The 20,843-nt window shown below is 64.8% G+C and carries 20 protein-coding genes; 7 read left to right on the top strand and 13 right to left on the bottom strand.

The features are described 5' to 3' along the window. Positions 1–41: 41 nt before the first annotated feature. The 3 genes from M2337_RS13095 (at position 42) to M2337_RS13085 (ending at position 4,487) form a co-directional block, all read left to right on the top strand. Positions 42–1,094, top strand: coding sequence for an amidohydrolase family protein (locus M2337_RS13095; protein ID WP_264570604.1), 1,053 nt, complete (start codon positions 42–44; stop codon positions 1,092–1,094). Continuing rightward, on the top strand, positions 1,091–2,707 hold the full coding sequence (locus M2337_RS13090; RefSeq protein ID WP_264570603.1) for an MFS transporter: 1,617 nt from the start codon (positions 1,091–1,093) through the stop codon (positions 2,705–2,707). The genes M2337_RS13095 and M2337_RS13090 overlap by 4 nt, the downstream gene beginning before the upstream one ends. Positions 2,708–2,828: 121 nt before the next feature. Beyond that, positions 2,829–4,487 (top strand): GMC family oxidoreductase, encoded by a 1,659-nt coding sequence (locus tag M2337_RS13085; protein WP_181559906.1) that lies wholly within the window; start codon positions 2,829–2,831, stop codon positions 4,485–4,487. A 52-nt stretch (positions 4,488–4,539) separates the two neighbouring features. Here M2337_RS13085 and M2337_RS13080 read toward each other — a convergent pair whose 3' ends face one another. From M2337_RS13080 to M2337_RS13070, 3 genes are all read right to left on the bottom strand, one after another. Beyond that, positions 4,540–5,538, bottom strand: a complete 999-nt coding sequence (locus tag M2337_RS13080) for an LLM class flavin-dependent oxidoreductase (protein ID WP_264570602.1) — start codon at positions 5,536–5,538, stop codon at positions 4,540–4,542. 61 nt (positions 5,539–5,599) lie between these two features. Beyond that, positions 5,600–6,061 carry a DUF3237 domain-containing protein gene (locus M2337_RS13075; RefSeq protein ID WP_264570601.1) on the bottom strand — a complete coding sequence of 154 codons (462 nt, stop codon included), beginning with the start codon at positions 6,059–6,061 and terminating at the stop codon, positions 5,600–5,602. A gap of 93 nt (positions 6,062–6,154) precedes the next feature. After that, the gene (locus tag M2337_RS13070; protein WP_264570600.1) at positions 6,155–7,633 is read right to left on the bottom strand and encodes a carotenoid oxygenase family protein; all 1,479 of its coding nucleotides are present in this window, start codon (positions 7,631–7,633) and stop codon (positions 6,155–6,157) included. A gap of 67 nt (positions 7,634–7,700) precedes the next feature. Between M2337_RS13070 and M2337_RS13065 the strand changes: the two genes are divergently transcribed. After that, positions 7,701–8,243 (top strand): MarR family winged helix-turn-helix transcriptional regulator, encoded by a 543-nt coding sequence (locus M2337_RS13065; protein WP_264570599.1) that lies wholly within the window; start codon positions 7,701–7,703, stop codon positions 8,241–8,243. Between the two features lie 97 nt (positions 8,244–8,340). Next, positions 8,341–9,642: an MFS transporter gene (locus tag M2337_RS13060; RefSeq protein WP_264570598.1), complete on the top strand. Its 1,302-nt coding sequence runs from the start codon at positions 8,341–8,343 to the stop codon at positions 9,640–9,642. Between the two features lie 83 nt (positions 9,643–9,725). Here the strand turns inward: M2337_RS13060 and fdhD are convergent, their stop codons facing one another. From fdhD to M2337_RS13010, 10 genes are all read right to left on the bottom strand, one after another. Beyond that, entirely contained in the window at positions 9,726–10,520 is a 795-nt protein-coding gene (fdhD, locus tag M2337_RS13055; RefSeq protein WP_264570597.1) for a formate dehydrogenase accessory sulfurtransferase FdhD, read from the bottom strand. Next, on the bottom strand, positions 10,486–10,761 hold the full coding sequence (locus tag M2337_RS13050; RefSeq protein ID WP_264570596.1) for a formate dehydrogenase subunit delta: 276 nt from the start codon (positions 10,759–10,761) through the stop codon (positions 10,486–10,488). The genes fdhD and M2337_RS13050 overlap by 35 nt, the downstream gene beginning before the upstream one ends. A 5-nt stretch (positions 10,762–10,766) precedes the next feature. Beyond that, positions 10,767–13,622: a formate dehydrogenase subunit alpha gene (gene fdhF / locus M2337_RS13045; RefSeq protein WP_264570595.1), complete on the bottom strand. Its 2,856-nt coding sequence runs from the start codon at positions 13,620–13,622 to the stop codon at positions 10,767–10,769. Then, entirely contained in the window at positions 13,612–14,178 is a 567-nt protein-coding gene (locus M2337_RS13040) for a molybdenum cofactor guanylyltransferase (protein WP_181559898.1), read from the bottom strand. The genes fdhF and M2337_RS13040 overlap by 11 nt, the downstream gene beginning before the upstream one ends. Continuing rightward, positions 14,175–15,716: an NADH-ubiquinone oxidoreductase-F iron-sulfur binding region domain-containing protein gene (locus M2337_RS13035; protein WP_264570594.1), complete on the bottom strand. Its 1,542-nt coding sequence runs from the start codon at positions 15,714–15,716 to the stop codon at positions 14,175–14,177. The genes M2337_RS13040 and M2337_RS13035 overlap by 4 nt, the downstream gene beginning before the upstream one ends. A 1-nt stretch (position 15,717) precedes the next feature. Then, positions 15,718–16,152, bottom strand: a complete 435-nt coding sequence (locus M2337_RS13030; protein ID WP_181559896.1) for an NAD(P)H-dependent oxidoreductase subunit E — start codon at positions 16,150–16,152, stop codon at positions 15,718–15,720. Positions 16,153–16,334: 182 nt separating this feature from the next. After that, entirely contained in the window at positions 16,335–17,042 is a 708-nt protein-coding gene (locus tag M2337_RS13025; protein WP_264570593.1) for a glutamine amidotransferase, read from the bottom strand. Positions 17,043–17,067: 25 nt separating this feature from the next. Then, positions 17,068–17,232 carry a hypothetical protein gene (locus M2337_RS13020; RefSeq protein ID WP_264570592.1) on the bottom strand — a complete coding sequence of 55 codons (165 nt, stop codon included), beginning with the start codon at positions 17,230–17,232 and terminating at the stop codon, positions 17,068–17,070. Between the two features lie 238 nt (positions 17,233–17,470). After that, a complete protein-coding gene (locus M2337_RS13015) occupies positions 17,471–18,340 on the bottom strand; it encodes a hypothetical protein (RefSeq protein WP_264570591.1) in 870 nt (289 codons plus the stop codon). 15 nt (positions 18,341–18,355) lie between these two features. After that, a complete protein-coding gene (locus M2337_RS13010; protein WP_264570590.1) occupies positions 18,356–19,678 on the bottom strand; it encodes a replication-associated recombination protein A in 1,323 nt (440 codons plus the stop codon). 162 nt (positions 19,679–19,840) lie between these two features. Here M2337_RS13010 and M2337_RS13005 point away from each other — a divergent pair, with 162 nt between their 5' ends. After that, positions 19,841–20,461 carry a PadR family transcriptional regulator gene (locus M2337_RS13005; protein ID WP_413716201.1) on the top strand — a complete coding sequence of 207 codons (621 nt, stop codon included), beginning with the start codon at positions 19,841–19,843 and terminating at the stop codon, positions 20,459–20,461. Positions 20,462–20,528: 67 nt separating this feature from the next. After that, complete coding sequence (locus M2337_RS13000) at positions 20,529–20,840, top strand: DUF2218 domain-containing protein (protein ID WP_264570589.1); 312 nt, start codon at positions 20,529–20,531, stop codon at positions 20,838–20,840. Positions 20,841–20,843: the final 3 nt, after the last annotated feature.

Below are 20,843 nucleotides of genomic sequence, written 5' to 3'. Positions count from 1 at the left end.
AGGTGCCGGGGCTTTCTTTCCCCATTTCTCAGGAGAGTAACATGACTCACGCGCTCAACACCGGCGGCGATCGCGGCTATCTTCGCATTGCGACCGAAGAGGCTTTTGCGACGGCCGAACAGCTCGACGCCTTTCTGAAGCTGGTCAAAGAGGGCCGGGCCGACAAGGCGACCACGTCGCTCTGGGGTTTCTACGGTACCTCGCCTTCCGAGCGGACTCAGTTCATTCGCGATCGGCTGCTCGATCTGGACGATCTGCGGATTCAGGCCATGGACGAGACCGGAATCGACGTCGCCATTCTGTCGCTGACATCGCCGGGTGGACAGGCATTTGAGACCGATGAAGCCAAGACGCTGGTCCGCAACGCCAACGACGTTCTGAAGGCCGCCTGCGAGCGCCACCCGTCGCGCTATGTCGGCATGGTCTCCATCGTCCCGCAGGACGTGCAGTGGTCCGTCGAGGAAATCGCACGCGGCAAGAACGAGCTGGGCTTCAAGGGCGTGATGGTCAACAGCCACACCAAGGGTCACTATCTCGATGAAGAGCAGTTCGACCCGATCCTGAAGGCCTGCGCCGACAATAATCTGCCGCTGTACATCCACCCGCAGTCGCCGCCGGATGCGATGATCGCCGGCATGGTCGAGGCTGGCCTCGATGGCGCAATCTTCGGCTTCGGTGTCGAGACCGGCTATCATCTGCTGCGCATCCTGACGACGGGTGTGTTCGACCGCTATCCCAACCTGACCGTGTGCGTCGGCCATGGCGGCGAGGCGATCCCCTACTGGCTGTTCCGCATGAACTACATGCATCAGGCAGGCGTCCGCTCGAAGCGCTATGAGCGCCTCAAGCCGCTCAACCACGACCTGTTCCACTACATGCGCAACAATGTCTGCGTGACGACGAGCGGCATGGCCTGTCCGCTCGCGATCAAGCTGTGCATCGATCAGCTGGGTGAGGACCGGGTGATGTACGCAATGGACTATCCCTATGAATATGTCGCCGATGAGGTGCGCACGCACGACAATCTCGACATTTCTGCAGAAGCCAAGAAGAAGCTGATGCAGACCAACGCCGAGCGGGTCTTTAACCTGTGACGACCCCGCCGGTGTCGGGCCGGGTGACCGGCACCGCCTGGTATGCGCTGGCGTTGGTGGCTCTCACCAACGCCATGTCGCTGCTGGATCGCAACATCCTCGCCATTCTCGCGCCGCGCATCAAGGCGGATCTGCAGATTGGCGATGCCGAGCTGGGGCTGCTGTACGGAACGGTGTTCGCGCTGTTCTATGCGTTGTTTTCCCTGCCGCTCGGTCGCCTGTCGGACGGCTGGATTCGCACGCGCATCCTGGCCATCGCCATCGGCTTCTGGTCCTTTTCCGCCGGTCTCGCTGCCTTCGCCAGCGGCTTTGCCATGCTTGCCATTTCCCGCCTCGGGGTCGGGATCGGCGAGGGAGCGACGTCGCCGGCGGGGACATCGCTGCTGTTCGATTATTTCCCTAAGCATCGGCGCGGTCTCGTGATGGGCACGATTGCTGCCTCCATTGCCGTCGGCCTTGGCATGTCCAACGTGGTCGGCGGGGTCGCGGCGGGCTGGTGGGAAGGGCTTTATCCTTCCGCTCAGTCAGCGCCGCTGGGCCTTGCCGGCTGGCAGTTCGCGTTCCTGGTTGCCTCGGTGCCCGGATTTCTGCTCGCATTGCTGCTATGGCACCTCAAGGAGCCTCAGCGCGGCGCGATGGATGGCATCGCGTCCCGGCCCGATCCGGCGCCGTTCCGCTCGAGCCTCGCGCTGCTCGGTGCAGTGACGCCCGGCACCAATTTGCTGAGCCTCGCCGCCAGCAAGGCCAGTGCCCGCCACTGGACCGCCAATATCGGCGTCATGGTGCTCGTGGTCGGCCTGATGACGCTGTTCGTGCATCTGGCTTCGGCTTTCTCGCCGCGCCCGGCGCTCAGTTTCGGTGGCGTGCCGCTCAATCCCCACATCCTGCAATGGGGCGTGATGGGTTTTGGCATCATCGTGATCTTCAACCTGTTGCAGCGGCTGGCGCTTGCCGATCCGCCGACCTATCAGGTGACGGTGCGCTCGCCGGCCCTGATGATCGCGATTGCGGTCGGCGCGCTGCAGACGGTGATCAATTACGGCATCATGGGCTTCACGCCCGCCTTCATCATGCAGACCTATGGTACTTCGCCCGCTGAGACGGGCGTCACCTTCGGCCTGCTCTCGCTAGTGATTGGCGTGATCGGCCCGATGATTTCGGGGCCTCTGGCTGATTGGTTCGACAAGTCCATGCCGGCGACCGGGCGCGTGTATCTCACCCTGTTCGCGCTCGGCGTCTCGCCGCTGATCGGGGTCTGGACCTATCATGCGCCGGACGCGTTCGGCTTCTACAGCCGCTTCGTGCTCTACAGCGTCATCCTCACCTGCTGGATGCCGCCGCTCTACTCGCTGATCTACGGACTTGTGCTGCCTCGCATGCGCGGCATCACCGCGAGCACCTATCTCATCATCTCCACCATTTTCGGCCTCGGCATGGGGCCCTATCTGGTCGGGATGATCTCGGATGCCACGGGTGATCTGCGCACCGCGATCCTCAGCGTCAACTGGATGGCGATTCCCATCATCGTCCTGCTGGTCATTCTCCTCACCCGCATCCGCAAGGACGAGAGCCTCATTCTGGTCCGCGCCCGGGATGCAGGAGAACCTGTCTGATGCTTTGACCTGCTCAGCATCCTCTCATTGTTGACTTTGTTCGAAATGGCGCTTTGTGTCATAAGAACTGAGTCGAGCCGCGCGGGGGACGTGCGCGGTGCAATGAGAGGATGACAAGAGCATGACGGACGAGAGAACTGTCGATTACGTGATCGTCGGAGCGGGCAGCGCGGGATGCGTTCTCGCCAACCGGCTCTCGGCGGATCGGGGCACGGAAGTCGTCCTGCTCGAGGCTGGCGGCGATGACCGCCCGACGCGGGAATTGAGCCAGTTCCGCTCCAACATGATGATCCACATCCCGATCGGTTTCGGCAAGACGCTGAACGACCCCAAGGTCAACTGGCTGTACGAGACCGAGGTCGACGAGGGCTCGGGGGGCCGCCCCCACAAATGGCCCAAGGGCAAGGTGCTGGGCGGCTCGTCGTCGCTCAACGGCATGCTTTATGTGCGCGGCCAGTCGGCCGACTATGATGGCTGGCGCCAGATGGGCAATGAGGGCTGGGCGTGGGACGACGTGCTGCCCTATTTCAAGAAGAGCGAAGACCAGACCCGTGGCGCCATGGAAGGTCATGCGCAGGGCGGTGAGCTGGCTGTCTCCGACTTCCCCGAGCATCACCCGATCAGCAAGGCGGTCATCGATGCCTGCGTCGAGGCCGGCTATGCCTATAAGGATGATCTGAACGACGGCGATCAGGAGGGGACCAGCTGGTTCCAGATGACCGCGCGCAACGGCAAGCGTTGCTCGACGGCGGTGGGCTTCCTCCATCCGGTCATGGACCGGGTCAATCTCACGGTCGAACTGCGCGCCATGACGACGCGCATCCTCTTCGAGGGCAAGCGCGCGGTGGGGGTTGAGTTCGTCCAGCATGGTCGCCTCCGCCGCGTGAAGGTGCGCAAGGAAGTGATCCTTGCCGCCGGTGCGGTCGAGAGCCCCAAGCTGCTGGAAATCTCCGGCATCGGGCAGGGCGGGGTCGTCCGGGAGCTGGGCGTGAAGCTGGTGCACGAGCTGCCCGGCGTCGGCGAGAACCTGCAGGACCATTATATGATCGGCTGCCAGGCGCGGCTGAAGCCGGGCACGCCGTCGGTCAATTCCATGGCCAGCGGCCTGCCGCTGATCGGCCAGGTGCTCAAATATGGCATGACCCGCAAGGGCCTGCTCTCCTACGCGGTGGCGCACGGTTGCACCTTCCTGCGCTCGCGCGAAGGGCTGGAGACGCCGGACATCCAGATCCACACCATGGCGGCGTCCATGGATCTGGAAGTGCTGAACGCCAAGCAGCAGCTGGCGCTGGAGAAGGAGCCGGGCATGGCCTCCAACCCTTGCCAGCTGCGCCCGGAATCGCGCGGGCACATCCACGCCCGCTCGCCCGATGGCACGCAGGCCCCCAAGATCACGCCCAATTATCTGCAGGATCCGATCGACCAGCAGATGGCCGTCACGCAGCTCAAGATCATTCGCGAAATCTGGCAGCAGCCGGCAATCGCCAAATATCTGGCTGGCCCCGATCCGTTCGGTGAGACGGACGATCAGATGTTCTTCTATGCGCAGGTCGCCGGCGGCACGCTGTATCATGCGGTCGGCACGGCGCGCATGGGCAGCGACCCCAAGGCGGTGGTCGATGCGCGCCTGCGCGTCCATGGCGTTCAGGGCCTGCGCGTGGTCGATGCGTCGATCATGCCCAAGATCGTCTCCGGCAACACCAATGCCGCGACGATCATGATCGGCGAGAAGGGATCGGAAATGATCCTGGAAGACGCGAAGGAACTCGCGCCGGCCTGAACGGGCCAGCGTGCGGTCTTATTGCTGAACGGAGACCGAGGCCGCCTGCGCGTCAGGCGGCTTCGGTCATTTCATGGAAGGCTTGCGCGATCAGCGCGAGCGACTTGGTGCGGGCCTGCGGATCGAAGGCTGGGCTGTGGACGATCACCTCATCCACCTGCGTCCGCTGGACGAACTGGCGCAGGCTACGCGCGACATCATCGACCGTGCCGAACGCGCTGCATTGCATGACATGCCCCAGCATTGCGCTGAGCGACGGATCGAGGCTCGCGACATAATTCTCCACCGGCGGAGGTAGCTTGCCGGGGCGACCGGTGCGCAGCGCGACAAAGTTCTGCATCATCGAGCTGGCGACATATTCCGCCTCCGCCACCGTGTCGGCAGCGACGACGCTCATCGCCGCCGCCGCATAGGGTTCGCGCAGAGAGGCGGACGGGCGGAAATCGCGGCGATAGATGGTCAGCGCTTCATCCAGCAGATCGGGCGCGAAATGTGAGGCGAAGGCGTAGGGCATCCCGAGTGCCGCCGCGAGTTGCGCGCCGAACAGGCTGGAGCCCAGAATCCACATGTCGATCTGAGCGCCGCGCCCGGGCACGGCGAGCAGGCCGAGGTCAGGCTCGCCGGTAAAGTGAGCGCGTAATTCCACCACGCTGCGGGGAAACTCCTCGGCCTCCTGCCGGGTGTCATGGCGGATGGCGCGGGCCAGCCGGCCATCGGCGCCGGGTGCACGCCCCAGGCCGAGATCGACACGGCCGGGGAAGAGTGCATCCAGCGTGCCGAACTGCTCGGCGATGATATAGGGCGAGTGATTGGGCAGCATGATGCCGCCCGAGCCGACGCGGATGGTCTTGGTCGCCCGCCCGGCCTCGGCGATGATGAGCGCGGTGGCCGCTGCTGCCACGCCGGCCATGCCGTGATGTTCGGCGATCCAGTAGCGATGATAGCCGAGCGCTTCGGCATGGGCGGCGAGCGGGCCGACGCGCTTGATCGCATCGCCGGCGCTCTCGCCTTCGACAACGTTGACGAGGTCGAGGAAGCTGAGTTTGGTCATCAATCCAAGATGGGATCGGCATCCCCGCTGCGCAACCGGTCGCAGGCGGGGGGCTTGGGGATCAGGTGACGCGCCAGACCCACAATTTGATGCCCGCCTTGTAGCGCGCGCCCGAGCAGACGAAGATGCTGCGGTTCATCCAGTCATATTTGCCTTCCGGCGCGATGAATTCCGGCACGGTGCGGAAATAATAATCCGCCGGATCGACCTCCTCGCCTGCCGCCAGTCGCGCCATCACATCGGGCGGGCCATGGCGCAGACCGCGATTGCGGATCTGGATGACGACGCCGTCATCGGTCTGCAGCGCGTAAAGGGCATCGGCGACGGTGACGCCGTCCGGCCGGGTGAGCTGGAAGTCGGCGGCATTGCCGAGCAGCTTGCCCTTGATCAGCGGCCCTTCGACACGGCCGCCCTCGAAGATCGGGATGATGCGGCGGGTGCCATCAACGGTGTTGCCGAGCGGCACCGGCGCGCCGAGATCGCCGCCGGCTTCATAGACGAATTCCAGGCCGGGCTGAATCATGAACGTGCTTCCTTGAGACTTGAAGTTTGAGGCGGCAGCCCCGGCGCGCACCCATGAGCGCGCGCCGGGGTTGTGGCTGGATGATCGCTAGGGTCAGGCGGCTTCGCGTTCGAGGCCGATCTGGTCCGCGCTGGCCCAGTTGCCGTGCAGGCCAAAGCGCAGCGCGAAGGGGATATGAATCGTGGCGACCGGTCCCTTCTCGATGTCCAGCGCTTCGAAGATCAGCAGGTCGCTCTTGTGGTCGGCCAGGCGATTGCAGACCTGCACGATCCAGCCGTCGCCTTCCGGCGCGTCCTTGGAGCGCGGCACGAAGGCCGGCTCTTGCAGAGAGGAGGTGGGGCCGCACCACCAATGCTGCTCCTTGCCGGTCTGGTGGTCGATCAGGAACAGGCAGTTCATCAGGAAGCCGCCGGCGCTGCCGCCCTTGAGCTCGACCGGACGCTTCATGTCCATCTCCAGCATCCAGCCATAGCGATAGGGCAGGCCGGTGACGCGGTCGTCGATCCGGGGGAATTCGCCCGACGTCTCCGTGAGGCGGGTGACGCTGTCGAACTCGTCGCTGTTGGACGCCATGTCGACCGTCCAGCGGGTGAGGTAGCTCGCCGCCTGCTGCGGGTTGAAGGGCGCGCCATGCACGTCCGGGAAGAAGGGGAACATGTTGTTCGCCGCTTCCGGCACGTCGATATGGACCTTGGTGCCGTCCTGATAGGCATTCATCACATGCGACGCGAAGCAATTGTCGCGCTTGAACCAGCGGATGTCTTCCTGTTTCACGTCGTCACGGCGGGGAATGATGCCGAGATAGACGGGCAGGGTGGTATCGAAGCCGAAATGCGGCAGGCCCTTCTCGAGGCGCTCCCAGCTGCCAATCGAGGGCACGATGTGCAGGACCAGATAATCCTTGGTCACGCCGAAGTCGTGCATCATGCAGTAATAGGGCGCCTTGAACCACAGTTCGCGGACCAGTTCGCCCTCAGGGCTGACCTCATACAGACACACATCGTCGGAGCACAGGCCGCTCGCGGCATAGCCGATGGCAACCATGTTGCCCGTGTGCGGGTCGATCTTGGGGTGCGCAGTAAAGGTCTGGCCGGTCATCTTGCCGCCGAACTTCTCGAAGCCGATGGTCTCCATCGTGTCCGGTTCCATGACGAGGGACGGGCTGTCCTCCTTCATGGCCCAGAGCTTACCGGCGAACACAAAGGCGTTGGTGTTCGCGGTCGAGCGATACTCGCCCTTGACGGATTCATCGTCCGTCAGCGGATTGCGATAGGCACCGAAGAGCGCCTTGCCGGCCTCGTTCTCCAGCTTCCACTTGGCGGTCTTGGCCCAGCGCTGCTTGATGTCGCACTGGCCATCATGAATGTGGAAGCGCGTGATCATGCCATCGCCGTTGAAGCTGATGTCATCACCCAGGCGTGGCGGGAATTGCGGGTCCGGCTGCACGCGGAAGAAGGCGCCATTCAGCTCGGGCGGAATCGTGCCCTCATGCACGAGATTCGGAATGTCGCATTCGATGCGCGACGGGCTGTTGAAACCTGTGAAAGCGGGGGTATTGGGGAATTGCGCCATAGCTTGCTCCTCTTGCGCAGGTTTGTATGCTATGCATACCAATTGGGCAATTCCCATTGCTTAATCAATGGCCGAACCGTTCCGGTTCTCGGGGGTAAAGATTTTGGAAGCACGCGCACGTCAACGTCCTCTTGTGGCCGCCAAGGGTGGTGGAAGTGCGACGCCATCGCCTGCGCCCGCGCAGATCGACGATGATATCGGCGCGATCGACGACATTATCGGCTTCCATATCCGCCTTGCCCATGGCGCAGCCTACCGGCATTTCACCGAGACTTTTTCCGAGCTTGGGCTGACCCAGAAGATGGTCTCCGTCCTCTGGCTGATCAGCGATCATCCGCACATCGCGCAGGCCGATATCGGCCGCCGCCTGCAGATGGACCGGGCGACAACGATGGCGATCATCAACCGGTTGGAAGCGCGCGGCCTATTGGTGCGCGGCGCCTCCACGCTGGATCGGCGCCGGCAGACGCTCACGCTGACCGCCGACGGGCAGGCGGCCCTTAGCGACGCGCGGCGTTGCATCGACGAGCATGAGCAATGGCTCAAGTCCCGTTTCACCAAGAAAGAAGCCACGTTGCTCATCGAGTTATTGCGCCGTATTCACGAGTAGATTCGGCCTGTGAGGTCGCCGATGCGGTCCACTGCCTGGAGAGGAAAGCCCAACCATGTCATCGTCTGATCCTGTTGAGATCATTAATGAGTCGCCGATGTCCGTTCGGCAGTGGATTGTCGTGGTCTTGATGATCCTGCTGAACGCGCTGGACGGTTTCGACGTGCTGTCGAGCGCCTTCGCGGCGCCGGGCATTTCGGCGGAATGGGGCATCCCGCGCTCGGCGCTGGGCATAGTCCTCTCGGCCGAGCTGGTCGGCATGGGCTTCGGCTCGGTCATCCTCGGTGGTGTCGCAGACCGCATCGGCCGCAAGGACACGATGCTGATCTGCCTCTTCGTCATGGCGATCGGCATGTATTTGGCCCATGCTGCGACCGGCGTGACGCTCCTGACGGTATGGCGCTTCGTCACCGGCCTCGGCATCGGCGGGATGCTGGCGGCGACCAACGCCGTGACGGCGGAATCGACCAGCAAATCCTCCCGCAGCCTCGCCATGGCGCTTTACGTCATAGGCTACCCGATCGGCGGCGTGGTAGGCGGCTTTGCCGCGCAGAGCTGGCTGCTGGTGGAATATGACTGGCGTGCGGTGTTCATGTTCGGCGCCGTGGTGACCGCGATCATGATCCCGCTTGTCTTCTTCCTCGTGCCGGAGACGCCTGCATTCTACGCCGCGCGCCGGCCCGCGAACGTGATCGAGAAGGTCAACCGCTCGCTTCGCGCGCTGCGCAAGCGGACCATTGAGGCGCTGCCGCCATTGCGCACGGAGGGGCCGCAGCCCAAGGTGACCGACATCCTGTCCAAGCCGGGCCTGCGCAAGGTCACCTGGCTGTTGGCCTTCGGCTACATGTTCCACACGCTCACCTTCTATTACATCCTCAAGTTCGCGGTGCAGATCGTCGCGGATTCCGGCTTCTCGCAGGCGGATGCCGCCAGCACGCTCACCTGGGCCAATATCGGCGGTGCGATTGGTGGCGGTCTGTTCGGCTTCCTGCTCAAGAAGTGGGACATCAAGGGGCCGACGATTGCCATGATGATTGCCGGCGTGGTTGCGGTGGCATGGTTCGGCATGGGGCATGGTGAGCTTGGCGAATGGCGCGTGGCGGCATTCCTGTCGATGTTCTTCCTCAACGCGGCCATTGTGGGCTTCTATGCCGCCTTCGCGCGGGGCTTCCCGGCTTATGCCCGCGCCACGGGTACGGGCTTTGTCCTCGGCGTGGGGCGCGCTGGCGCGGCTGGCTCGCCCATCGTCGCCGGGCTGCTCTTTGACGTACTGGGCAAGGGCGAGTTGCTCACCGTGTCGCTCATCATGAGCCTGGGCTCGGTGTGCGCCATCTTCATGCTGCTGTTGCTGCCGATGCGTGATGGCGATGCGATTGCGCAAGCCGAGGCCAAGGCCTGAGATATGGGGCCGCCGCCCCCGTCCATGCGGGGCGGCGGATCATCAGATACTGACGATGTGACGAGAGCAGGCGGTCGAGACGGTCAGCCCGCCGTGACGCGGAGCACCTCATCCGGCCGGGCCAGCGCATAGAGCGAGAGGCCGGCAGCCTCAGCCCGGGCTGCCGCCATGCTGGTCGGGACCGAGATGGTCACAAGGGTGCGCGCGCCGGCGCGGACCGTTTTCTCCACGATCTCATAGCTGCAGCGCGCTGTGGAAAGCACGAAACCGGCGGCCATCGTCTGCCCTGCGCGGGCCATGGCGCCGACGAGCTTGTCCAGCGCATTGTGCCGGCCGACATCCTCGCGGGCCATCAGGATCGCCCCATCCGGTGCCACGAAGGCAGCGGCGTGCATCCCCCCGGTGGCGCGATTGCCGGGCTGATGCGCGCGCAGGCCCTCCAGCGCCGCGAAAATAGCCGCCGGGGCGAGCGCCTCATGCGCGGCGACGGGAGGGAGGGCGCGCGAAACGGCTCCCAGATTATCGATGCCGCACAGCCCGCAGCTCGACTCGGCCACGCGCGCGCGCACGCGCTCTTCAAGCTTTTCGAGCGCCAGGGAGGTGATGGTCGCACGCGCGATCCAACCGAGGTCGGTCTCCACGATATCGATGCCGGTGACATCGCCCGGTTGCGCGGCCAGGCCCTCGGTCAGCGCGAAGCCGGTGATGAAGTCATCCAGGTCAAACGGACTGGCCATCATCACGGCATAGGAAAGGCCGTTATATTCCAGCGCGACTGGCACTTCCGGCGCAAAAGGGCGCGCGACCGGACGGCTGGAGCCATCCGGTCGAAGGGCGACGAGGTCAGCCGGCGTCGTTGTAGCCAGGATCATTCTCATCCGCGCTTGCGAATTCGGTCGCCCGAGTCATGTGCGGCACTGGCCCATCCAACATCGCGATGGCGCGTGCGGCGAGCGGCGACATGTCAGCGGGGTCAACAGCCCGAATACCGGCGAGCATCCGTGGATCCCAATACATCTTGATATGGTCGGCGGTCGCGAGGGCCGCTTCGTCGTGACCCAGGGCTTCGAAATTCCGCGCGATCTGATTCGCCATGTAAATGAGGCGCTCTGCTTCCATGACGCTTACTCCGCCGCTTCGGCTGTCAGACTGGCCACGATCCGCCGCGAGCGCTCGGACCAGCTGTTATAATCCTCCTGCCAATCGGTCGGGCCGTTGGAAGGCGTGATCTGAACAGCCGTCACCTTGTACTCGGGGCAGTTGGTGGCCCAGTCCGAATATTCGGTGGTGACTACATTGGCCTGCGTGGCGGGGTGGTGGAAGGTGGTGTAAACCACGCCCGGGGCAACCCGTTCGGTGATCGTCGCCCGCAGCGTCGTCTCGCCGGTGCGGCTGGAGAGCTTTACCCAGTCGCCATCCTTGAGGCCGCGATTCTCGGCATCCGTCGGGTGGATTTCCAGCAGATCCTCAGGGTGCCAGGCGGTGTTGCCGGTGCGCCGTGTCTGGGCGCCGACATTATACTGGCTGAGAATGCGGCCGGTGGTCAGCAGCAGCGGGAAGCGTGGGCCGGTCTTCTCGTCCGTCGGTACATAATCGGTGACTACGAACTTGCCCTTGCCGCGCACGAAACCGTCCACATGCATGATCGGCGAACCCTCGTGGGTCTCGTCCTTGACCGGCCACTGCAACGATCCCTCGCGCTCCAGACGCGCCCAGGATACGCCTGCGAAGGACGGGGTGAGACGGGCGATCTCGGCCAGGATTTCGCTGGGATGCTCGTAGTTCCAGCCAAGCTCCATGGCGTTGGCGAGAAGCTGGGTGATCTCCCAGTCGGCATAGCCATTGGCGGGCTCCATCACCTTGCGGACCGGCTGGATGCGCCGCTCTGCATTGGTGAAGGTGCCGTTCTTTTCAAGGAAGGTCGAACCCGGCAGGAAGATATGCGCGTAGTTCGCCGTTTCGTTCAGGAACAGGTCCTGCACGATGACGCACTCCATCGCCTTGAGGCCCGCCGCGACATGCGCGGTATTGGGGTCGGACTGAAGGATGTCCTCGCCTTGGATATAGATCGCGCGGAACGTGCCGTCGATCGCGGCGTCCAGCATATTGGGGATGCGCAGACCCGGCTCGGCATCCAGGGTCACGCCCCAGTCCGCCTCGAACAGCGCGCGCGTTTCATCGTCGCTGATGTGGCGATAGCCGGGCAATTCGTGCGGGAAGCTGCCCATGTCGCAAGCGCCCTGCACGTTGTTCTGGCCACGCAACGGGTTCACGCCTACGCCGCGGCGCCCGATATTGCCGGTTACCATCGCAAGGTTGGCGATGGCCATCACCGTCGAGCTGCCCTGGCTATGCTCGGTGACGCCAAGGCCATAATAGATGGCGCCATTACCGCCAGTCGCAAACAGGCGGGCCGCGCCGCGCAATTCCTCGGCGGGCACGCGGGTGACGGGCTCCAACGTCTCAGGGCTGTTGCGCTCCTGCGAAACGAAGGCGGCCCAGTCCTGATACTCGTCCCAGTCGCAGCGTTCACGGATGAACGCTTCGTCGGCCAGGCCTTCGGTCACGATCACATGCGCCAGGGCGGTGAGCACGGCGACGTTGGTGCCGGGCTGCAGCGCGAGATGGTGCTGCGCGGCGATGTGCGGCGATTTGACCATGTCGGTGCGGCGCGGGTCGATGACGATCAGCTTGGCACCCTGACGCAGGCGGCGCTTCATCCGGCTTGCGAACACCGGGTGGCCGTCCGTCGGGTTGGCGCCGATGATCAGGATCACGTCGCTGTCCATCACGCTGTCGAAATCCTGCGTGCCGGCGGACGTGCCAAAGGTGGTCTTGAGGCCATAGCCGGTCGGCGAGTGGCAGACACGGGCGCAGGTGTCGGTATTGTTGGAGCCAAAACCTGCGCGGATCAGCTTCTGCACAAGGAAGGTTTCCTCATTGGTGCAGCGTGACGAGGTGATGCCGCCCAATGCGCGCGCACCGTGGGCGGCCTTGATGCGCTTGAGTTCAGATGCGGCGTAGGAAATCGCCTTGTCCCAGCTCACCACCTGCCAGGGATCATCCACGCTCTTGCGGATCATCGGCTGGGTGATGCGGTCCTGATGGTTGGCATAGCCCCAGGCGAAGCGGCCCTTGACGCAGCTATGGCCGCGATTTGCCTTGCCGTCCTTCCACGGCACCATGCGCACCAGCTGCTCACCGCGCATTTCCGCGCGGAAGGTGCAGCCGACGCCGCAATAGGCGCAGGTGGTGACGACGGCCCGCTCGGGCTTGCCGATCTCGACCATCGCCTTTTCCTGAAGCGTGGCGGTGGGGCAGGCCTGCACACAGGCGCCGCATGACACGCATTCGGAGGAGAGGAAATCGTCGGACGCGACACCCGCAGACACCATGGAGCCGAAGCCGCGGCCATCGATCGTGAGCGCGAAGGTGCCCTGCACTTCGTCACAGGCGCGCACGCAGCGCGAGCAGACGATGCACTTGCTGGGGTCGAAATCGAAATAGGGGTTGGACGTGTCCTTCTGGAGACCCAGATGATTGTCGCCCGTGTACCCATAACGCACATCGCGGAGGCCGACGGCGGCCGCATTGTCCTGCAGTTCGCAGTCGCCATTGTCCGAACAGGTCAGGCAGTCCAGCGGGTGATCGGAGATATAGAGCTCCATCACGCCCTTGCGCAGCTTCTGCAGGCGCGGGGTCTGGGTGTGAACGGTCATGCCGTCCATCGCCGGCGTGGTGCAGGAGGCGGGGGTGCCGCGCATCCCGTCGACCTCGACCAGGCAGAGGCGGCAGGAGCCGAAGCTCTTCACGCTGTCTGTGGCGCAGAGTTTGGGAATGTCGCCGCCGCATTCGGCAGCCGCGCGCATCACGCTCGTGCCTTCCGGGACGGTGACGGAGCGACCGTCGATGGTCAGCGTGACCATCTTCTCCGATGTGGAAGCGGGCGTGCCGAAATCGGCCTGAGGTTCATAGCCCATGACGTTCAACTCTCTCCAGGTCAGCAGCAGTGTTGATATTAACAGGTTCGCGCGGCAATTGCACGGCGCGCGCGGAAATACGGTTCGCGAAGGCCTTCATCGAATGCACGCCCTCGCTCTTGAGGATGTCGAGCGCGTCGCCGGCAGCCGAGGCGGGCCACAGGCCGATCACCGGCAGGCTCTCGACATAAGCTGGATATGGCGACAGGCGCTGCAAGAGGTCTTGCGGCAGATCGATGGCATCGCACGGCACGCTCAGCACGGCGGGGAGCCCGCGCGCCTGCGCTTCGAGCAAGGCCGCAGCGAGTCCCGCCAGCGGTCCCATGTGCGGCGCGGGCTGGTCGGCGATGCTGGCCACGCCGTCATGCTCACGCCCCACCACGATGGTCTGCGCGCTGTGCACGGCCACGGCGTCGATGGCGTGATCAATCAGGGCGCGACCGTGAAAGGTCGCCACGGCCTTGTCACTGCCGAAGCGCGTCGACTTGCCGCCAGCGATTACCGCGCCGAGGACGGCCGCGCGATCGATGGGAAGCAGGCCGACGCAGCAGCTCATTCAGCCGCCTCGGGGAGGCTCTGGCGGGCGCCGAAATCCTCGGGCCAGTGCTTGAGCGCGCTCATCACCGGATAGGGCGTAAAGCCGCCCAGAGCGCAGAGCGAACCGAACTTCATCGTCTCGCACAGATCTTCCAGCAGAACGATCTCATCCTCCAGGCTGCGCGGCGCGGTGGGGGCGTTGTGCATCTGCGGCAGGCCCTCGAGCGTATCGCGCTGGCGCGGCACGCGCGCCATGATCCGGTCGATCAATTCCTTGCCGCGCACCGAGCCGATGCGGCAGGGCGTGCACTTGCCGCAGCTTTCCGCCGCGCAGAATTCCATGGCGAAGCGCGCCATGCCGGCCATGTCCGCGCCCTGGCCGAACACAGTGATGCCGCCATGGCCGATCAGCGCGTCGACGGCGGCATAAGCCTCATAGTCGAACGGAATGTCGAACTGGTCCGGGTGCAGATAGGCACCGAGCGGGCCGCCGACCTGCGCGGCCTTGACCGGCGAGCCGTCGTCCGTGCCGCCGCCAATCTCGTTGACGAGCTGGCCAAGCGTGATGCCGAACGCCGTTTCAAACAGGCCGCCATGCTTGATGTTACCGGCAAGCTGGATCGGCATCGTGCCGCGCGAGCGACCCATGCCATAATCGGCATAGGCCTTGGCGCCCTCGGCCAGAATGTAAGGTACAGCCGCAAGGCTCAGCACATTGTTGACGATGGTGGGCTTGCCGAACAGACCGACCAGCGCCGGGATTGGCGGCTTGGCGCGCACTTCGCCGCGCTTGCCTTCCAGGCTGTTGAGCAGCGAGGTTTCCTCGCCGCACACATAGGCGCCCGCACCGACGCGCACTTCCAGCACGAAGGGCGCAACGAGATGCGCGCTGCGGCGGATCGCTTCTTCCAGCTTGGCGATGGCGTGGGGATATTCCGAGCGGACGTAGATATAACCCTTGGTCGCGCCGGTCGCGAGGCCGGCAATCGCCATGCCCTCGATCAGGCAATAGGGGTCGCCTTCCATGAGCATGCGGTCGGCAAAAGTCGCGCTGTCGCCTTCGTCGGCATTGCAGACGATGTACTTCTGGTCTGCCACGGCCGCCGCGACGGTGCGCCACTTGATGCCGGTGGGGAAACCCGCGCCACCACGACCGCGCAGGCCCGAGGCCACGACCTCTTCGACCGTCGCCTCGGCGCCGATCTCGCGAGCGCGGGCGAGGCCTTTCCATCCGCCGGTCGCTTCATAGTCCCCAAGCTCGGTCGGGCGCGTCTTGCCGGCGCGGGCGAAGGTCAGCCGCTGCTGCTTGGCAATGAACGGATGCTCGGCAATCACGCCGATGCCGAGCGGCGACGAGCCGTCCAGAATCGCCGCAACATCATCGGCCGTCGCCGGGCCGAAGCCCTTGCCGTCCATTTCCACCAGCGGCTCCAGCCACTGCATGCCCCAGCTCGAAACCCGCTCGACGGTTGCGCCGGCTCTTGCAAAGGCATCGGCAACCGCGTCGGCACCGCAGGCGATGGCCAGCGCGTCGTCGGAAATGCGCACCATGACCATGTCAGGCAATCTCCCGGATCAGCTTGTCGAGCTTGGGCGCGTCCAGCCGGGCGTGAACGGCATTGCCGATCATCGCATTGGGGCCGACGCTGCACAGGCCGAGGCAATAAATGGTTTCAATCTTCACGCGCTCGCCGGCCGCGGCAACCGCGCCATCGACCAGAGCTTCGACGCCGCGTGCCTTGCAGGATTCCGCACGGCACAGCTTGAGCACCGGCGCCGCCTTGGGCTCGGCGGTGAAATCATGATAAAAGCTCACCACGCCATGCACTTCTGCACGGCTCAGGTTGAGCGCGAGGGCGATCTGGCGCTTGGACGCCTCGTCCACGCAGCCGAACTCGGCCTGCACGTCATGGAGGATGGGGAGAAGAGGCCCTTCGCGGCGGCTATGGCTCGCGATGATCTCGTCCAGCCGATCGGCTTTGGCGTCTCTCATGCGCGCGGGTCTCCCAAGTCTTCTTTCGTTGCTGAAATTCGTTTGTGTTACTGCCTATTTTTTGCGCGGCTGGCAAGCGCAAACCGCTGGATCGCGTTGTTGCGAGAGGCTTGCAAAAGGCGGTGTGCACGCATGGCCCGCGCGCTGGTCAGACTGGTGATGTGACGATCATGCGGGCGCAATCACGCGGCCGCTTTCAGTCCCGCCAGCCAGTCGCCGAGCATGGCGCGCCCGGCGGAGACGGCCCGAGGCCCGAGCCGATCATGCGCGGCGCGCAGGCTGTCGTTGCAGCCGCCGGATTCCGCCGCAGCTTCCGGCCATTCCTCCATCCATTGATAGAAGCGCGCATCCTCGCCCATTTCGGCATGGAATTGTAGGGCAAGCACATGTTGTCCCCGCCGGAAGGCCTGATGCGTATAGCGGTCGCTGGACGCAAGCAGTTGGGTGCCTTCCGGCAGGGTGAACGTGTCGCCGTGCCAGTGCAGCACCGGCACGTCGACAAGATGACAGAGCGGGCCGGTGCGACCGGCATCGTTGACCTTGACCGAATGGAAGCCGACTTCCTTGACCGGGCCGGGATAGACCTTCGCGCCGAGCGCCGCCGCGATCATCTGCGCGCCGAAGCACACGCCCAGCGTGGGGCGGTCGGCCGCCAGCCGCAGCGCCAGGCGGCGCAGCTGGCAGGCGATCCACGGATAGCGATCCTGCTCATACACCCCCATCGGCCCGCCCATCATGATGAGCAGATCGGGTTCTCGCAGGTCCAGCGTGGCGAAGGCGGGGTTAGTCACGTCGATCCGGTCGATCGCATAGCCGGCCGCTTCCACCGGCTCTCGATATCCCGCCATGCCCTCATGGGGGACGTGCCGAATCACAAGCGCGCGCTTCATCGTCACTGGCCTCTCGAAATGAGCGTCAGAGGCCGAGGCGCGACCAGAAGTCACTGGCACTGGCGAGGGGCGGCGAGTCGTGCGGGGCCGCAGGCGCCAGTCGCCAGCTCGGGTGCGGAAGCGGCGCCAGCGCGCGGCCGGCTCGCTGGGCATGATTACGGTTACGGCGGGGAATGGAACGGATAGCCATATCGTTTCTCCAATACGGAGCACGAAGCCGGCGTTGTCGCGTGGGATTCGTGCGCTTTAGCGGTTGGTGACGCGGAGCAAGCTGACAAACATCAAAAGCCGCGTTCCGGGCTGGAGGCGGCAGCGCCGCCCGTCATTCCGGACAAAAGGGGTTTAAGCCGGGAGGTGCGGCACCGGCAATCAAGCGATCTTTGCAGGGGTGATAGTTTAGCTCGGCAGGCCGCGCGGTCGTCTGCGCGTCAAAGCACGCCGAAGGTCCAGCCTTCCGTCCGCGCCAGTTCCGGCGTCAGCGCCTGTGGTGCCCACAGGGCCGGCTCGCGATGCACCAGCCGCAGCCAGGCCGCGCTGAGCAGCGCATCGGTGGCATGGTCGCTGTATCGGCCGGTGAACCGCACATGCGGTCCGCTGGCGAGACGCGCAAGGCAGGCATCCAATTCGGCCTCGCGAACCTTGGTCTGGCCCTTGCGCTTGCCGGCGGCGAGCGCGGCAAGGCTCGTGTAAATTTCCACGATCAGACTGCCTGAGCCGGGGTCGGCATCGAACGGCCAGACCGGCATGTCCGCCTGGATACGGTGCAGCACCCGCATCCCGGTCAGGCTGGATTTGCCGACCTGCGCGGCACCGACGAGATTGAGGTTGCTGCAGGGATTGAGGCCCTGTGCCTGCTGGGCCAACTCCGTTTGGCGCAAGCGCCCGCGTCCGCCGCCGAACAAATCACCCTCCCGGGCCCCATGGCGCCGGAAATGCCGCGCGGCCTCCGGGTGATCGACAAAGGCGCCGGCCCCCAGATGCGGCTCTTCGGCGCAGATGTCCTCGACCAAGGCCCAGAGCTGGCGCGCATCGGGCGGGGACCGATCCCAGCCGGGAAAGAAGGCGCCCTTGTCGGCAAAGGGGAGGGAGGGGCCAAGGTCGAGGCCGACGAGCGTGTCGCGCGGCATGTCTTTGCGCATCCAGTCGAGAACATCTTGGCGCGACCAGATATGGCCGGGCCGGACCAGCGCCGGGCCAGCGCCGCTATCCGCGTCGCAGATGGCGACGGCAATGCCCGGCTGCCGCGGCCCCTGTGCGCCCGACCAGTCGATTGCGGCGAAATGGCGGAAGCGGCTCACGGGTGGCGGGCGGGATCAGTCACCGCGCAAGTCGCGCCGACGCTCATCCCACCAGGCGATGCGCTCGGCGATCCGCTTCTCGAACCCGCGCTCGGTGGGCGCGTAAAAGGTCTGCGGCGCCATCTTCTCGGGCCAGTAATTGTCGCCGGAGAAGCCGCCTTCCACATCATGATCGTAGCTATAGCCCTTGCCATAGCCGATTTCCTTCATGAGCTTGGTCGGCGCATTGAGGATGTTCGCGGGCGGCATCAGCGATCCGGTCTGCTTGGCGCTGGCGAAGGCGGCCTTCTGCGCCTTGTAGGCGGCGTTGGATTTGGGCGCGGTCGCGAGATACAGGCAGGCCTGCACGATCGCCAGCTCGCCTTCGGGCGAGCCGAGGAATTCATAGGCGTGCTTGGCAGCCAGGCATTGAGTGAGCGCCTGCGGATCGGCCAGGCCGACATCTTCGCTGGCGAAGCGCACCAGCCGGCGCAGGACGTAAAGCGGTTCCTCGCCTGCGACCAGCATCCGCGCGAGATAATAGAGCGCGGCCTGCGGATCGGAGCCGCGCAGCGCCTTGTGGAGCGCGGAAATGAGATTGTAATGCCCGTCGCGATCCTTGTCATAGACCGGCATCCGGCGGTGGAGCAGGGCGGCGAGGCCCGCCGGGTCCAGCGGCTGGGTGAGGCCAATGCCCTGCAGCGTCTCCACCTGATTGAGCAGGAAGCGGCCATCCCCATCAGCCGAAGCCACGAGCGCGGCGCGGGCATCGTCGGTCAGCGGCAGCGGTGCGCCGGTCAGAGCTTCTGCACGGGAGATCAACGTATCGAGCGCGGTCTCGTCCAGCCGGCGCAGGATGAGCACCTGCGCGCGGCTGAGCAGCGCCGCGTTGAGAGCAAAGCTCGGATTTTCGGTGGTGGCGCCGACCAGCGTGACGGTGCCATCCTCGACATAAGGCAGGAAGCCATCCTGCTGCGCGCGATTGAAGCGATGGATTTCATCCACGAACAGAAGCGTGCGCTGCCCGGCGCGGGCGGCGTCGCGCGCGGCGGCAAAGGCAGCCTTGAGGTCCGCCACGCCGGAAAAGACCGCGGAGATCGGCGCGAAGCGCATGTCCACCGCTTCGGCCAGCAGTCGCGCCACCGTGGTCTTGCCGGTGCCCGGCGGTCCCCACAGGATCATCGAGGAGAGCCGTCCCGCCGCGACCATGCGCCCGATGGCGCCATCAGCACCGGTGAGGTGGTCTTGCCCGACCACGTCATCGAGCGTGCGCGGGCGCAGACGATCGGCCAGCGGCGCATCCGCGCGAGGCTCGGCAGGGCTGGAGGCGGCGGCAAGGCCGCCGAAGAGATCAGACATGCGGACTCATATAGGTCGGCCCGTCACCGGTTGCACGGGCCAGCTTGCATCGCATTGCGGGCCATTCGCGGGCACGCTCAAAAAAATTGCAAAAGGACCTTGTGGAAATCAGTCTAAGATATATCTTAGATCAATCTGAATTTTGGAAGGATTGAATCTTTGATGTTTCACACACGCACACATGGACGGTGCGGCCCGAATGGGCACCGTCACGCGCTCAAGGCCATGATGGGCCGGGGCGGTCGTTTTGGCGGCGGCTGGGGCGGCGCAGAGTGGGACGGGCAGGGCGGTCATGGCGGTCCGCGCGGTGGCCGTCGCGGACGCGGACGCCTGTTTGATGGCGGCGAGTTGCGACTCGTGTTGCTCAAATTGATCGGCGAGGGGCCGCGCCACGGCTATGACCTCATCCGTGCGATCGAGGAACTGACCGGCAGAGCTTATGCGCCCAGCCCCGGCGTCGTTTATCCCACGCTCACCCTGCTGGCGGAGATGGACCTCATCGCCGACAGCGAGAGCGAAGGGGCGCGCAAGCTGTACGCGATTACCCCCGCAGGAGAGGCCCATCTTGCCGAGAAGGCTGACGAGATCGGCGGCCTGATGGACCGGTTGGCCGGCCTCGGCGCCGAGCAGCATCGATCGAACAGCGGCCCGGTCCGCCGCGCCATGGGCAATCTCAAGACGGCTCTGATGGGCCGGCTGCGCGAAGGCGAGACCACAGACGATCTGCCGCATGAGATCGCCGCGATTCTCGATGAGGCAGCGCGGAAGATCGAGCGGTTGTAAGACTGCACAGCATAATTCCAATCGCTCCACCGCCGGACGGTGGAGGCACCAACAGAAAGACAATGTCATGAACAGCGCAACAGCCAAGGTGCCTACGCAGAGCGGTAGCCGCTATCTCCAGCAACTGTGCAAGCACTGGTCGCACAACCTCAAGGTGGAGTTCACACCTGAGCGCGGCACGATCGTGTTTCCGCGCGACGCGCGCGGCGCCGATTGGCCGGCTGACGCTCTGGTGACGATGGTCGCGCAACCCGACACGCTCGACGTGACCATCGACGCCAGCAGCCCGGAGCATCTCGAAGGCCTCAAAAACACGGTCGCCCGCCATCTCGATCGCTTCGCGTTCCGTGAGGCGCCGCTCAGCTTTCCCTGGTTGTGAGGG

The sequence above is a fragment of the Sphingobium sp. B2D3A genome, from assembly GCF_025961795.1.
Taxonomy (GTDB): Bacteria; Pseudomonadota; Alphaproteobacteria; order Sphingomonadales; family Sphingomonadaceae; genus Sphingobium.
This window is presented reverse-complemented; position numbering and strand designations above follow the sequence as displayed.